This window comes from Cohnella sp. GCM10027633, assembly GCF_042675445.1.
Classification (GTDB): domain Bacteria; phylum Bacillota; class Bacilli; order Paenibacillales; family Paenibacillaceae; genus Cohnella.
The window spans coordinates 1064604-1079504 of sequence record NZ_JBHTGV010000001.1 but is presented as its reverse complement, the minus strand read 5'-3'; the positions used below and the strand labels follow the sequence as shown (position 1 = coordinate 1079504).

Sequence of the window (14901 nt, the reverse complement as noted above, 5' to 3'; positions counted from 1 at the left end):
GCCCTCCAGCGACGGAGGGCTTATCTTCTGTTGTGACGGGGGATCTCGTTATTTTCGCATTTTGTTGACATCAATTTATACGAGAACACATTTTTGATAAAATGAGGTTGTCAAGAATCGCAAGGAGGGGGACGTCTTTGTCGGAGGAACGATTGCAGAGAATGGAAGATATGCTAGGGCAGTTGATCGGGATGGTGGGCAAGGTGATCAGCGAGCAGCATGAGATGCGATCGGATATGAAGGCGATGAATTCGAGAGTCGATAGGCTGGATGAACGATTCGACAAGCTGGATGTACGATTCGACAAGATGGACGAACGAATCGACAAGCTGGACGAACGTCAAGATCGTTTCGAGCAACAATGGCTTCCTTCTAACGACACCTTATCCTATTTAACGAATAAGACGGCCGAGCACGATCGGGATATTCATATGCTTAAGAGTCGGTTGTCGAAGACGTAAGGAATCATTCGCTATATTATCTTAGAAGCTTGCATGGATGTTCATGCAAGCTCTTTTTCGTTCTCGGTTCCGTGGTTGGAGTTATTGCCTTTCATGTTGAAGAAATCGATTGCTATATCTCCGGTGCTGATCTATAATCGCGGTATAACGTTATCCGGTATGCTGCGGATAATGCGGTCCGGACATTAACTTGAGAGTGTCTGGGCCGTTTGTTTAACTTAATACAGCAATCGATTACTATACCTAATTACAAAGCAAATCATCATCGATAACGGGGGAAATAAGCGATGCGTAAAAAATATGCATTGATCGGCACGGGCCACCGGGGATATACGATGTTCGCCAAGCCATTGCACGAGAAGTTCTCGGATGTCGCGGAATTCGTCGGCGTCTGCGATCCGAATCGGGTAAGGGCCGAATACGTGAGCGAGAAATGCGGGGGAGTTCCCGTGTACGACGACTTCGACGACATGTTGGCTCGCAGCGGAGCAGACACGGTTATCGTCACGACGATCGACAGCACCCACCACGAATATATTATTCGATCGCTTCGAGCCGGCTGCGACGTGATATCGGAGAAGCCGATGACGACGGACGACGAGAAATGCCGCGCGATACTGGCAGCGGAACAAGAAACGGGACGGAAGGTAACGGTGACCTTTAACGTCAGGTTCATTCCCTACGTGCGCCGGGTGAAGGAATTGATCGTTAGCGGCGCGATCGGCGATATTCTAAGCGTTAATCTGGAATATACGCTCGATACCGATCACGGGGCCGATTATTTCCGCAGGTGGCACCGTCATATGGAATATGGCGGCGGTCTGCTCGTGCACAAGTCCACGCATCATTTCGACATGATCAATTGGTGGGTGGATGACGTGCCCGACGAAGTGTTCGCGTTCGGTTCCACGAAGTTCTATGGACCTACTCGACAGGAACGCGGCGAACGGTGCTCGACATGCGCCTATACGGCAACCTGCGAATTTTACAAGGATATTTCCAAGGACGAGGATCTTCGCGGATTATACGTCAATGCGGAGCATGTGGACGGCTATTATCGGGATCAATGCGTATTCGGCGACAATATTACGACCTACGATACGATGTCGGTTCTCTTGAAATATGCCAAGGGGGCGCAATTAACGTATTCTCTCGATGCGCATGCACCTTATGAGGGGTGGAAGGTCGCGATTAACGGGGTGAACGGACGAATCGAGGCCGAGGATTACGAGGACCCGCTCGCTCCCGGAAGCGGTAAGCAGATTCGCGTGTACGACCGGCAAGGCGAAGTAACGGTCCATCACGTGCCGCAAGTGCAAGGCGTGCATGGCGGCGGGGATGAAAGACTGTTGCGAATGCTGTTCCGCGGCGACGTGGCGGATCCGCTGCGGCAGCAGGCCGGTTCTTGGGACGGCGCGCAATCGATCCTGATCGGAATCTCGGCCAATCGATCGATCGCAAGCAAGCAGTTCATCTCGGTCCAGCAGCTATTGACCGAAGCTTAATGCAACCTTATCGCGAGGAGAGATCAAGATGCAATATCGCAGACTAGGGAATAGCGGCGTCAAGCTCAGCGAGATCAGCCTGGGTAGCTGGAGATCTTTCGGCCATTCCGTGGATCGCGCGGAGGCCGAGAAGCTGATCGACTTCGCCTATGAATCCGGCGTTAATTATTATGATACTTCCGACAACTACGAGAGCGGTCAAGCGGAACGGTTCATCGGTTCGATCTTACGGAAGTACTCTCGCGATTCTTTTGTCGTCGGAACGAAGGTATGCTCGATTACCGCGCCTCACGCTAACGGGAGCGGTCTATCGCGCAAGCATATCCGGGATTCGTGCGACGCCAGCCTGAAGCGGCTGGGGCTTGAGTATATCGATCTCTACCAATGTCATCGGATCGATCCGGAGACGTCGATGGACGAAACGTTGCGCACGTTGGACGATTTGGTTCGCGCGGGCAAAATCCTGTATTACGGCATAAGCCACGAATTCCCCGATCTGGGCCAAGTTCAGGATAGCGTCCATACGACGGAGCGATACGGTCTTCATCCGATCGTATCCAATCAACAGCAATACCATCTGCTTGACCGACGATTGGAGAACGAAGTGATGCCGTATGGAGCGAGCCGCGGCATCGGTCATCTGATCTATTCGCCGCTCGCCCAAGGCGTCCTGACAGGTAAGTATAGGCCGGGCAAAGCCGAGGAGACGGAATCGGTCAGACTATCGCTAGGCAAGGGTAAGGTGAAGCGAGAGTTAAGCGCTTGGTTGTCCGAGGAAGTGTTGAGCCGGATTGAACAACTTGGGGAAATCGCCGAGGAGGAACGAGTGTCGTTGACCCAGCTGACGTTGGCATGGACGTTAAGCCATCCCGAGGTAACGAGCTGTATCGTCGGAGCATCGAGCGTGACGCAGCTTGACGAGAACATAAGGGCATCCGGCATCGCTTTGTCCGCCGAAACCGTTAGCCGAATGGAAGCCATTATGACGGTTTAACGAGCGAATTTCAATGCTATACGAACGACAAGGGGAGCTAATCGCTCCCCTTGTTCGTTTGCCTGAATTCGTTAGGCGTTAACCCGGTATATTTCTTGAACATCCGATTGAAGGAATTGATATTGTTATAACCGACCTTCAAGGCGATATCTTGTATTCGCGAGTTCGTATTCGCAAGCAAGCCCTTCGCCTTATCCGTCCGGATCTGATTCAAGTAATCCAAATAATTGATGCCCGTCTTTTCCTTGAAGTAGGTGGATAGATAGCTCCGCGACATGTTCAGCTTGTCCGCGAATAAGTCCATCGTAACCTCTTCGTCGTAATGCTGCTCCAAGTAATTGCAAATATAATCCGTCGTGGGGTCTTTCTGCCCCTTGGCGAGCTGAATTTGTTCTGCGCCGGCTCGAATGCAGGCGGAGAGAATATCCTGCAGCCGCTCGTAAGTATAACATTCGGAGAGTTGTTCTCTCGCCGTTTCTATAATCGCCGTATCCGCTTGCAGCGATGCAAGCGTCTTTTTGGTTCGATTAAGCAGGGCATCGGCGAAATCGACGACGATCAAGGCGCGGATACCGTTCTTGCGCGCGTAACTTAATTTGCGAGTCAACAGGTCGATCGGAATCGCGGGATTTCCGCTCTTGATGTTGACGTCCCATTCGTTCTCCTGCGTGGCCGTTAAAGCAAGAGCAAGCGGAGCGTTCTCTTTAACGTTCGCCGAATGAACGATCAATTGCGTCTGGTCGTCGTAGACGCGATTGTCCGCCAGGATCAAGTTGTTCTCATAGGCGCGATTGAGCTCCGAAGAACGATGGATCGGTTCCCCGATCACGATCGTGGAGAAGAAGTAAGCGCGGTCCAGATCGAGTACTTCCTTGATCGAGACGATCGTTCTGCTCATTTCCGACTCCGGGTAATCGCCTACGATCAAACACAAGATTTGATCTTTCTCCACCTGGAAGGTTAGTGACTCGGCATAAGCTTGCGACACCGTATTGTTAATGAACTCCCTGATATAGAACGCCGCGCGGGGGCCTTCTACGTCGAAATCCTCTTCCAGCTTGCTTTTGAAATAAAATCGGAACAACACGAGGCGGTAAGGGTACTTCTCTTCTACGAACACCTTCATGCTTACGAGCGGATCATTGATCTTCTTGACCTTATTAATGTACGAATAATACTGCAGCAACGAATTTTTCTCGGATAGATCATGATGATACATATCGTTCGTTTGTTTCATGTCCTGCATTCGGTTGTGAAGCACGTTGTATTCATCGATATAGCTGTAGCGGGAATGAACGGCATGCGACGCGTTTAAGGAATCGATCATGCGCTGCAGGGGCTGGTTGAGTTTCTTGCGGAAATAGAACGATGCAAGCACGCTGATGAGGATCGTCAGCGCGAGCAAGGAAACGAAGTTCAGCTTCCATTTGTATTGCAAGGTGATGCTGTTCGCCGGGATGATGTACAAGTAGGTAAACCCGGAGAAGGAACCCTTCTTGGAGAAGAAGTAGTGGTCTCCGAGTTTTTGGAAGTTGGTTCGGCCTTGCAGCTCGGGAATTTTACTCGCATCGAACGCTTGGGAATAATACAAAGGCTGCTGCCGGTCATCCATAATATAGAAGATGTTGTCTGCCGGCAGCGTGTCGACCTGACGCATCGCTTGAACGTCGAGCATGGCCGTAATATCGATGTCCGGGAGCATGGCGTTATGTACCGTGAGCGGCAATAAAACCTTCGTGCTAAGCTTCTTCTCGTTCACGTCGAGTTCGCTGAAATCGGCAATGGGATATAGGCGATACTTCAGATTGTCTCTCGATAGGGATGTCCAGAACGAGGCGGGATATCGTTCGCTGACCAAGTATTCTCCGAATAATCGATCCGGCGTCTTCCCCCGTACTTTCTCCAGCACTAAATCCCTCTTATTGTAATAGACCAACAAATTGTCAAGGAACAACGATTTGTTCTCGAGAAACTTCAATATATCGCCTTGGAGCCGCGCGGCTTGCAAATAGTCGAAGTCCGAACTCGCTTTCTGCGGAATGTTCTCGTTAAAGGAAAAGTTAAGCGTCGAGTCGATAATGAGCTGGAATCGGTTCTCGTAAGTTTGGACCGTATTGGACAAGAACAAGTCATTGTACTTAATGATTTGTTCTTTTACTTGTCCGCGAAAGTAACCGAGCGTGTACAGGATGAACAGAATCAGAAGCGAGATGATCGAGAAAAAACTCATGAGAAGCCAGAAGGACATGGATCTTGCCTTGAATGAAATTCGCATCGCGACGGTCACCTCTATATCGAATATATGTCGATTCCGACTAGAAGTCATTATGCAATTTGTTGGTTTGTTCATCATTTGTTCGATAATCCAACTTCGAGAGAACGATCGTACATACCGGCGATATACGGGACGGGCGCGTACCCCTTACGATGAGTCCAAGACATTCGAGGAGCAACATCAGCCACCGATCGAAAGGAGCACGCCGCATTGAACCGGACCGCATTGAATCGGATATGGAATCAGAGATTTTTATTTCTTCTCGCCATGCCGGGAATCCTCTACTTCATCGTATATCGGTACGTTCCCTTTTTCGGCAACATTATCGCTTTCCAGGATTTCAGTCCTTTCCTCGGCTTCTTCCATAGCGACTGGGTGGGTCTCAAGCATTTCAACAAAATATTCGAAGAGGTCGAAGTCGTCCGCGTGTTATGGAACACCTTGTACCTATCCCTGCTGCAAATCGTATTCGCTTTCCCGGCTTCCATTGTCCTTTCCTTAATGTTAAACGAGGTAAGAAAACAATCGTACAAGCGGATCATCCAGTCCGTCATCTACTTGCCGCATTTCCTGTCATGGGTCATCGTAATCGGCATCGCCAACGTCTTCCTTAGAAGCGAAGGCTTGATCAACAAATTGACGCACCTGTTATTCGGAATGGATTCCATTCCCTTCCTGCAGTCGCCGGGCTGGTTCATGCCCATCATCTTGCTGGAGGTCATCTGGAAGGAAGCCGGCTGGGGAACGATCATCTTCCTCGCCGCGTTGGCTGGCGTCAATCCGAGCTTGTACGAAGCGGCGATCGTCGACGGGGCGGGCCGTTGGAGGCGCATCTGGCATATTACGCTCCCGGCGTTAAGAAGCACGATCGTTATTCTGTTCATCTTAAGGCTCGGCCATGTTCTGGATAGCGGATTCGAACAAATTTTCTTAATGCTGAACCCGCTGACGATGGAAGTCGGCAATGTTCTGGATACTTACGTCTACTTCAAGGGGATCCAACAATCGGACTTCAGCTTCGGGGCGGCCGTCGGATTGTTCAAAGGGTTTATCGGCTTGCTTCTCATCCTCTCCGCGAACAAATTAGCCAAGAAATTCGGAGAACCGGGCGTATTCTAGTAAACTTAGGAAGGAGCATTCCTCTTGCGCAATCAGAGAACTTGGGCGGAGATCGTCGGAGAATCCATCAATGCGGTTCTATTGCTGCTGCTCGCTATCACCATGATTTTCCCTTTCTATTATATCCTCGTCGTTTCTTTCGCTCCTTATAGCGAGTACGTGCAATCCGATCTTCTGTTATGGCCGAAGCAATGGGTGATGGATTCTTACCATTTCATTCTGGGATCCAAGGAATTTATTCGCTCCATCGGGGTGACTCTGTATGTGACCGGACTCGGGAGCTTGGTCAATCTGGCCATGACCGCGACGATGGCCTACGCATTGTCGAGGAATATCGCCGGACAGAAGCTCATGCTCATGCTCGTGTTGTTCTCGTTCCTGTTCGGCGCGGGCTTGATTCCTACTTATCTGGTCGTCAAAAACACAGGTCTAATCGACAGCTTCTGGTCGCTCATTCTTCCGGTCGCGATCAACCCGTTCAATCTGATCGTCATGCGGCAGTTCTTCCTGGGCATTCCCAGCGAGATGAGCGAAGCCGCTCATATCGACGGCGCGAACGAATTGCAAATTTTCCGCAGCATTATCCTTCCGTTGTCTAAACCGGCACTCGCCGCGTTCGGGCTGTTCTATGCGGTCAATCACTGGAACACTTACTTCTCGGCGATTCTGTACTTGAACGATCCGTCGAAATGGACGGTGCAAGTCGTCTTAAGGCAGCTCGTCGTTCTGAACGATGCCAGCGCGTTAACAAGCGCCGCCCGGGACTTTCTCGACGGGAGTAGTCCCCCGGCCGAGACGATCGGAATGGCGGCCATCATCGTCGCGACGTTACCGATTCTGCTAGTCTACCCTTTCCTTCAAAAGCATTTCGCGAAAGGGGTGATGCTAGGATCGGTCAAGGGTTAGGCAGCTTAGAAGATTCTCAGACACCCGAAACGCATGAATATACTTATTCAAGGAGGGTTTCGCATGAAAAAACAGATGTCCGGTCTATTAGCTTGTCTCCTGCTCGGTACGGTATTGTCGGCTTGCGCCTCGAACAACGACAATGAGGCATCGTCGTCGGAAGCGCCAAGCCCGGAGGTATCCGCCAGCCCGTCCGCATCCGAGCCGGCAGCGTCCGAGTCGCCGCAAGCCGGAGAGAAATTCGAGGTTAGTCTGATCAAGGGGACTTGGGAAGCGCCGATTCCTCAGCCGGACGACGTAGGCTCCAAGATGATTAGCGAGAGGTTCAACATCGATTTCAAGCCGCAGCTCGTTCCGTTCGAGGAGTACGACGCGAAGCTGCCGGTCGTCATGGCGGCCGGCGATCTGCCCGACGTCATCGGTCAATCCTATGCGGATACGAACTTCGTGAAATGGGCCGAGCAAGGCGCGTTTATGCCCTTGAACGATTACGTGGATAAATTCGAGACGTTCAAGCTCGTTCCGGACAGCGTCTGGGAAGCGATGAGCGTCGACGGCAAAATATACGGCATCCCGCAATATTTCTCCTTCAAATACGGGAAGAAGCCGGTCATTCGCAAGGACTGGCTTGACAATCTCGGCCTTGCGATGCCGACCAATTACGAGGAGCTCAAGAAGGTCGCCATCGCGTTCACGAAGGACGATCCGGACAAGAACGGCAAGAACGACACGCTCGGTCTGGGCATCGGCAAAGACTTCGTGTTCGGCGCTTGGATGGGTACCTACTGGGATACGTCGTGGTCCCATCGCAACGAACAAGGGCAATTGATCCCTGGCGTTATCTCTCAAGGCTTCAAGGAGCAGGTCCAGCTGTTGCGCGATCTCTACCAAGAGAGCGCCATTCCGAAGGATTGGGCCGTAACGAATTACAAGGACGTGCGCAAAGACTTCTATGCGGGGAAGATCGGCATTTGGTACGAGCAGCCCGGCGACAATCAAAGCCTGTTCCAGACGCTGCAAGATGCCGTGCCGGGCGCGGAGGTCGTCATGATTCCTCCATTCAAGCAACCCGACGGAAACCAAGGCTTCACGGGCAGCAGAGGGTATTACGAGCTGATCTCGCTTAACGCCAAGCTGGCCGACGAGCCGGAGAAGGTAGAAAGAATATTAGGCATGTACGATTACTTCCAGACTTTCATTCCCGTAGACCAACGCATTCCTTCGAATACCGAGTTCAACTGGCAGAACGGCTTGGAGGGCAAAGGCTACAACATGGTCGATGGTACGCCGGTTCCCGACGAAGCGCAAATGGGCTTAAGTCCGAACACGTATATTCTTCGCAGAGGTTGGGCTCCGACCGACGAAGCGACGGAGCTGGGCAAGCTGACCCCGCAGCCGTTGGCCAACAAGTTTACGCAATCGACGATCGATACGTTGAAGAATATTAAGTTCTACGTGGATCCGATCAATAGCATCCATTCCAAGCTATGGTCGGAGAAGGAAGCCGAGTTGCTTAGCATCATGAACGTACACCATACGAAGATGATTCTGGGCGACGAGCCGATCTCGGATTGGGATAAAGCGGTCTCCGAGTTTCTGAGCAAGGGCGGTCAAGCCGCCATCGACGACGTCAACAAGCTGTTGTCCGAGAACAACATTACTCCGGAATGGAAATAGCCCGGCAACGACCGGGGATGGGGGGAGCGATCCCCCCATTTTTGATCCTATTCGCCCGCGTGGGCGTCCTTCAAGGGAGAGAGACGAAATGCTGAAAGGAATCAATCAATGGTGCTTCCCGGAAGGGACCTCGCTTGAGCATATGTTCGACGTGTGCGGCAAGGCAGGGATCGAGAGCGTCGAGCTGAACGTGAGCGAATCGGATCCGGTCGGCTTGACGATGCAATCGACGGCCGAAGACGCCCGCGCTATCAAACAGTCGGCCGATCGTAAAGGAATCAAGCTTACGAGCCTATCGACGGGGTTGCTAGGCAAATATCAGCTCTCGTCCGCGGATGAAGCGACAAGGGCGCAAGGGCGCAAAGTCGTCGAGCAACAAATTCGGCTGGCAAGCGCATTAGGGGCGGATACGATTCTCGTCGTGCCCGGAAGGGTGAACGAGGTCACCTCGTACGACGAATGTTACGAGCGAAGCCAAAGAGAGCTCCGCGCCTTGTTACCTCTCGCGGAAGCGAGCGGAGTATGCATCGCCATCGAGAACGTGTGGAATAAATTTCTGTTATCTCCGCTGGAGTTCGCCCGTTATATCGACGAATTGGATTCGCCCGCGATCGGCGCTTATTTCGACGTAGGGAACGTGTTGCAATTCGGCTATCCCGAGCAATGGATCAGAATTCTGGGACAACGAATTCGCAGAGTACACGTGAAGGACTTCCGCGTGTCGGTCGGCTATTACGACGGATTCGTACCGTTGTTGTCCGGCGACGTGAATTGGACCGAGGTCAGATCCACGCTGCGGGAGATCGGGTACGACAACGCGGTAAGCGCGGAATTATCCGCCTACAAGACGGATCCCGATCAATCGATCTATGATATCTCCTCGCAGCTGGAGGTCATTCTTGGGCGCAAGCCGTAACTATCGCGGAGAGAGGGTTTCACTTATGGGGATTAAAGTGGGAGTGGTCGGAGCGGGCGGAATCGCCAAGCTTCATTTGAAAATCGTTAGCGAGCTTCGGGAAGCGCAGCTCGTCGGCATCTGCGACGTCGTGAAGGACAATGCCGAGCAAGCAGGCGCCGAGTACGGGATTCCGGCATTCGAGGACGCGGTCGAGCTGCTGAATAAGACGAATCCGGATGTTCTGTTCATTTGCGTCCCTCCTTTCGCTCATGGTCCGATCGAAGAACTGGCCGCGGAGCGAGGGGTGCACTTACTGATCGAGAAGCCGGTCGGACTGGATATGGACACCGTTCGCCGGAAAGCGGAGCGCTTCCGCCAATCGAACGCGATCGTATCGACAGGATATTGCCTGCGTTACATGGAGTCGCTTAGGAAAGCACGGGAGTATTTGCAAGACAAGCAAATCGCGACGGTCAGGGCGCAGCGCTTCAGCGGGTTGGTCCAGGCTCCTTGGTGGAGAGAGATGAGCAAGTCCGGCGGTCAACTGGTTGAAATGACGACGCACACCGTGGATATGATCCGGTATTTGGCCGGCGACGTGACCAAAGTGTACAGCGACTCGGCGCTGCTCCTGAACGATCATGTCCCGAACATCTCGATTCCCGACGTGACCGCGGTTAGCTTCGTGCTGGAGTCCGGCGCGATCGGCCAGCTCATGACGTCGTTCATTCCGCAGCCCGCGGGGCGTTCGGATTTGGAGATCGCAGGCGACGGGTTCTTCCTAAGGCTAGAGGGTACGACGGTTACGATAACGGAGAAAGACAGAACGATCGTCTACGAAAGCTCCGCCGACTTCTACAAGGAGCAGGACGAGGCGTTGATTCAAGCGATTATTCGGCAAGATCGCGGACTCGTCCTTGCATCCTACGAAGAGGCGATGAAAACGCTGGAAGTGACTCTGGGCGCGAACGAGTCGATGAGAACCGGGCAGCCCGTGTCGCTCACGCAGGGGTGGTAGCGATGGAAGAGATCCGTCTTGTCCGACCGGAAGAGTTTTCCGAAGCGATTCGATTGGCCGACCACGTATTCCGCAAGGGAAGGAGGCCGTCGGTTCAGCACTCGTATCCGCATTCGTTCTCGTCCGCGCTATCGCAATCTTACGGCGTCTTCGAGGACGGCGAGCTCGTTACGTTCATGGGCCTCGTGCCGACGACGGTGAACGTTCATTCGGCTACGCTCTCGGCTTTCAAGATCGGTCAAGTGTGCACCGCGGAGCAAGCGCGAGGCAAAGGATTCGCGGGTCAAATCCTGGAGAAGGCCCTATCGCATGCGAATCTGAGCAATGCCTCCCTCATCTTCGTATCCGGAGATCGGCCCTTATACGAGAGAGCCGGCTGTTACCGTTACGGGCAAATCGCGTACGCCGAGCTTGACGGTCAGTGGGCGAAGAAGCGGGGAACCGCCGAGTCCCGTTCCTGCACGGTCAGGGAGATGAGCCCGTACGATTGGTTGGAAATGCACCGCCTTTCCGCCAAGAGGACGGTTTCGTTCGAATATAGCGTATGGGACATCGCCAATCTTGTCGAAGCGGCGTCGCTCGCCAGCACGAGCAAGAGGATCCATCGGGTTCTGATCGCCGAGCGGGAAGGCAAGATGACGGGGTGGCTCGTATGCGCCGTGGCGCTCTCGAACGAGACGAAGGGGACGTCGGAAGCGATCGAATGGTCCGGTTCCGCCGAGACGGTGGTCCAATTGTTGGCGGAGGCGATTCATAGATACGCGATCGATAGGTGCGTCATCGGCGTGTCCTGGTTCGAGGAAGAGCTGCTGCAGGAGCTGGAAGTTCCGTATTCGGTAAAGGCGGCAATCCCTGGCACCATTCACGTCGTCGATCCGGGACGGCTGCTTAATCAGCTGCGGCCTTACTGGGAACGGGAGCATGGCCCGGTTCCGAGCGACCTGCATGCGTACTACGATAACGAACGCAACGTCGTTATGAAGTCGGAAGGCAGGGAATACCGAATGACGGGTCAGTCGTTCGTACGGCTCTTATTCTCGCCGGAGCAACCCGCGTCTATCGATAGTCCTATCGATCCGGGAGACTGGATGAGGCGATGCTTGCCGGTGCCGCTTCCGAATCCGAACGGGTTGGGTTTCGTATAAGGGAGGCATTGGATCAATGAAGCTGGGCGTGAGTTCCTATAGTTTGGCTCCCTATCTAAGAGAAGGCAAGATGACGATCTACGAAGCGATTCGCTGGGTTGCGGACAATGGGGGAGAGCACATCGAGATCGTTCCTTCGAGCTTCGATTTCGATCCGGAGCGAATGCCGGAACGAATTCGCGAGGCAGCCGACGAGGCGGGAATCGCGATCTCGAATTATGCGATCGGCGCTAACTTCCTATGCGATTCGGAAGAAGACTTAGACCGTGAAATTCGGCGAGTAATGGATCATGTCGATATCGCGAGAAGACTAGGCGTTAAGAGGATGCGCCATGACGTCGGTCGGCGCGAGAAGCCGTATATCGCGAACCTCGTTACGGATATCCCCGTATTCGCGCGCGCATGCCGCGAGATAGCGGATTATGCATCGGCCTTCGGGATCGTGACGAGCTTGGAGAATCACGGTTACTACCTTCAAGGGACGGATCGCGTGCAATGGTTGATTCACGAAGTAGGCAGAGAGAATTTCCGGCTTACTCTGGACGTAGGCAACTACCTGTGCGCGGATGAGAATCCGGTCATGGCCTTGAACGATAATTTGCGACTGGCTTCGATCGTTCACCTCAAAGACTTCTACGTCAGACCACCCTCCCGCTATCCGGGGGAAGGATGGTTCGCGTCTTCGGGCGGGTCTTGGCTGCGCGGCGCGATCGTCGGCCATGGGGACATCGATATGCAGGAGGTCATCCGACAATTGATTGCATCGGGCTATGATGGCTTCGTTACGATAGAATTCGAAGGATTGGAAGATTGCTTGAAGGCCACGAGGCTAGGCTTGTCCAATGCGAGACGAATCGAGGCTGAGATTCGCGGGGGATATACGAATGGTTACTAACGATAACGTCTATCTGGTCGGCGTTGACGGCGGAGGAAGCAAGACGAAAGCCGTGGTCGCCGACGCACGAGGTCATAGGTTAGGCCAAGGGACGGCGGCGGGCAGCAATTACGTACGAAGCGGAATCGGCGAAGCGGTCGCGAACATTAAGCGAGCGGTCGACGATGCATTGGCGGAGGCGGGCCTAACCGAGGGAGACATCGCCGGCGTCCAATACGCCTTAGCCAGTGCCGATCGCCAAGAAGACTTCGAGATTCTTATTCCCGCGCTCGCGGCGCTGCCCTTCCGAAGCTTCGAAGTCGTATGCGACACGCTGGGCGGTCTAAGAACCGGGAGTCATGACGGTACGGGCGCCGTCGTCATCTGCGGCTTCGGCACGAACGCGGCCGGAAGAGACGGACGCGGCAAGCTGCATCAAGTCGGCGGCTTCGGCAGCTTCTTCGGGGACTATGCGGGCGGGAATTGGTTAGCCCGACAGACCTTCCAAGCGGCGATTCGTTCCTGGGAAGGCAGGGAGGAGCCGTCGTTGCTGACGGTCGCGGTACCGAAAGCGCACGGCTTCGAAGACGTGCAGACGATGGTTGATCATTATTTGAATAATGGGATAGATCGAGTACCCCCCGAGTTGACGATTATCGTACACGAAGCGGCGATGAAGGGAGACCGCGTCGCCATTCGTCTGCTCGAGAATATGGGCAGGGAATTGGGGCTGGCTGCGTCGGCGGTCCTTCATCGTCTGGAACCGCAAGGCGTTGAAGAAGTTCCGGTCGTCTTGATCGGCAGCGTTCTGCAGAAGGGAAGAAGCCCCCATCTGCTCGCCAAGCTGAAGCAGATCGTAATGGACGATCATCCGAACGCGCGTATCCGTCTACCCGAAGTCGAGCCGGTCATCGGCTCCGTCTTGCTTGCGATGGATCGGCTCCGACTCCCGGTCGACGATAGCGTCTATCGGAATCTAGGCATGAAGGAAGGAATGGGCAACAATGACGATTAAATTCGCGATCGCGGGGACGGGTTGGGTTGCGGGTCAATATTTCCAAGCGATTCTCTCTAACGAGGGAGCGGAATTGACCGCCGTATATTCGAAGAACCGAGAGAGAGCCGTACGGAAGCTGAAGGAACTGGGGGTGGAGGCTCGCGTGTACGACGACTTCGAGGATATGGTTAAGAATCCTCTCATCGATGCCGTCATCCTGTGCTCTACTCCCGATGTTCGCCCAAGTCAGGCTATTATGGCGGCAAGGGAAGGCAAGCATCTCGTATTGGAGAAACCGCTTGCGCTCGACCCGGCCAGCATGGGAGAGATGGCCGAAGCGATCGCTAGAACTCCGGTGAAGACGGTCGCCAGCTTCGTGCTTCGCTGGAACCCCGCCTTCAATATGACCAAAGCGCTTATCGAGGACGATGCGCTCGGGCGTATTCATATGGCGCAAATCGATTATTGGCACCACGTAGGTCCGCAATACGCGCAGTACCGATGGAGCAGCGGCAAGGCTCTCGGAGGAAGCAGCATTCTGTCCGCAGGCTGCCATGCCGTCGATGCGTTGCGTTATTTCGCCGGCGACGTTGTCGAAGTGTTCGCCTACGGAAGCAAGACATGGGACCATTCCGAGTACGGATTCGATCCGAACGCCTTGGCGATTTGCCGTCTGAAGAACGGCGGATTAGGCAAGGTTTCGTCTTCGCTCGAATGCAAGACGACCTATAAATTCAACGTTCACTTGCTTGGAGAGAAAGGCACGATGTTGAATAACAAGTTGTTCTCCCATAAGTTCCCCGGACAGACGGATTATGCCGATATACCGACGCAACTGCCGGATAGCGGCGACGTGAGCCATCACCCGTTTCAAGCGGAAATCAATGATTTCGTGGATGCGATCCGCTACGATCGTACGACGAAATGCGATTTCTTCGATGCTTATAAGTCCATGGAAGTATCTTTCGCCATCGATGAATCGATAGCGACGGGCGCTAAAGTCGTCTTGCCGCATTAAGGAGAGGAAATTCA

General features: G+C 53.6%; 13 protein-coding genes. 12 read left to right on the top strand and 1 reads right to left on the bottom strand.

All coding sequences use genetic code 11. The features are described 5' to 3' along the window. The first annotated feature begins 137 nt into the window (after positions 1-137). From ACFQZG_RS04650 to ACFQZG_RS04640, 3 genes are all read left to right on the top strand, one after another. Positions 138-461, top strand: a complete 324-nt coding sequence (locus ACFQZG_RS04650) for a hypothetical protein (protein WP_378150351.1) — start codon at positions 138-140, stop codon at positions 459-461. A 287-nt stretch (positions 462-748) separates the two neighbouring features. Continuing rightward, positions 749-1966 carry a Gfo/Idh/MocA family protein gene (locus tag ACFQZG_RS04645; protein WP_378150350.1) on the top strand — a complete coding sequence of 406 codons (1218 nt, stop codon included), beginning with the start codon at positions 749-751 and terminating at the stop codon, positions 1964-1966. Positions 1967-1994: 28 nt separating this feature from the next. After that, positions 1995-2960 (top strand): aldo/keto reductase, encoded by a 966-nt coding sequence (locus ACFQZG_RS04640; protein WP_378150349.1) that lies wholly within the window; start codon positions 1995-1997, stop codon positions 2958-2960. A gap of 37 nt (positions 2961-2997) precedes the next feature. Here ACFQZG_RS04640 and ACFQZG_RS04635 read toward each other — a convergent pair whose 3' ends face one another. Further along, positions 2998-5235 (bottom strand): helix-turn-helix domain-containing protein, encoded by a 2238-nt coding sequence (locus ACFQZG_RS04635; protein ID WP_378150347.1) that lies wholly within the window; start codon positions 5233-5235, stop codon positions 2998-3000. A 267-nt stretch (positions 5236-5502) separates the two neighbouring features. Between ACFQZG_RS04635 and ACFQZG_RS04630 the strand changes: the two genes are divergently transcribed. The 9 genes from ACFQZG_RS04630 to ACFQZG_RS04590 all read left to right on the top strand — a co-directional run bounded on the left by ACFQZG_RS04630 (position 5503) and on the right by ACFQZG_RS04590 (position 14887). Further along, positions 5503-6354: an ABC transporter permease gene (locus tag ACFQZG_RS04630; RefSeq protein WP_378150441.1), complete on the top strand. Its 852-nt coding sequence runs from the start codon at positions 5503-5505 to the stop codon at positions 6352-6354. A gap of 24 nt (positions 6355-6378) precedes the next feature. Next, entirely contained in the window at positions 6379-7260 is an 882-nt protein-coding gene (locus ACFQZG_RS04625) for a carbohydrate ABC transporter permease (RefSeq protein ID WP_378150345.1), read from the top strand. Positions 7261-7323: 63 nt separating this feature from the next. After that, complete coding sequence (locus ACFQZG_RS04620; RefSeq protein ID WP_378150344.1) at positions 7324-8937, top strand: extracellular solute-binding protein; 1614 nt, start codon at positions 7324-7326, stop codon at positions 8935-8937. Positions 8938-9025: 88 nt separating this feature from the next. Continuing rightward, positions 9026-9853: a sugar phosphate isomerase/epimerase family protein gene (locus tag ACFQZG_RS04615; RefSeq protein WP_378150342.1), complete on the top strand. Its 828-nt coding sequence runs from the start codon at positions 9026-9028 to the stop codon at positions 9851-9853. 25 nt (positions 9854-9878) lie between these two features. After that, a complete protein-coding gene (locus ACFQZG_RS04610; protein WP_378150341.1) occupies positions 9879-10853 on the top strand; it encodes a Gfo/Idh/MocA family protein in 975 nt (324 codons plus the stop codon). A 2-nt stretch (positions 10854-10855) separates the two neighbouring features. Beyond that, on the top strand, positions 10856-11998 hold the full coding sequence (locus ACFQZG_RS04605) for a GNAT family N-acetyltransferase (protein WP_378150339.1): 1143 nt from the start codon (positions 10856-10858) through the stop codon (positions 11996-11998). 16 nt (positions 11999-12014) lie between these two features. After that, positions 12015-12893 (top strand): sugar phosphate isomerase/epimerase family protein, encoded by an 879-nt coding sequence (locus ACFQZG_RS04600; protein WP_378150338.1) that lies wholly within the window; start codon positions 12015-12017, stop codon positions 12891-12893. Beyond that, positions 12883-13887, top strand: a complete 1005-nt coding sequence (locus tag ACFQZG_RS04595; protein WP_378150337.1) for an N-acetylglucosamine kinase — start codon at positions 12883-12885, stop codon at positions 13885-13887. The genes ACFQZG_RS04600 and ACFQZG_RS04595 overlap by 11 nt, the downstream gene beginning before the upstream one ends. Beyond that, a complete protein-coding gene (locus tag ACFQZG_RS04590) occupies positions 13877-14887 on the top strand; it encodes a Gfo/Idh/MocA family protein (protein ID WP_378150335.1) in 1011 nt (336 codons plus the stop codon). The genes ACFQZG_RS04595 and ACFQZG_RS04590 overlap by 11 nt, the downstream gene beginning before the upstream one ends. Positions 14888-14901: the final 14 nt, after the last annotated feature.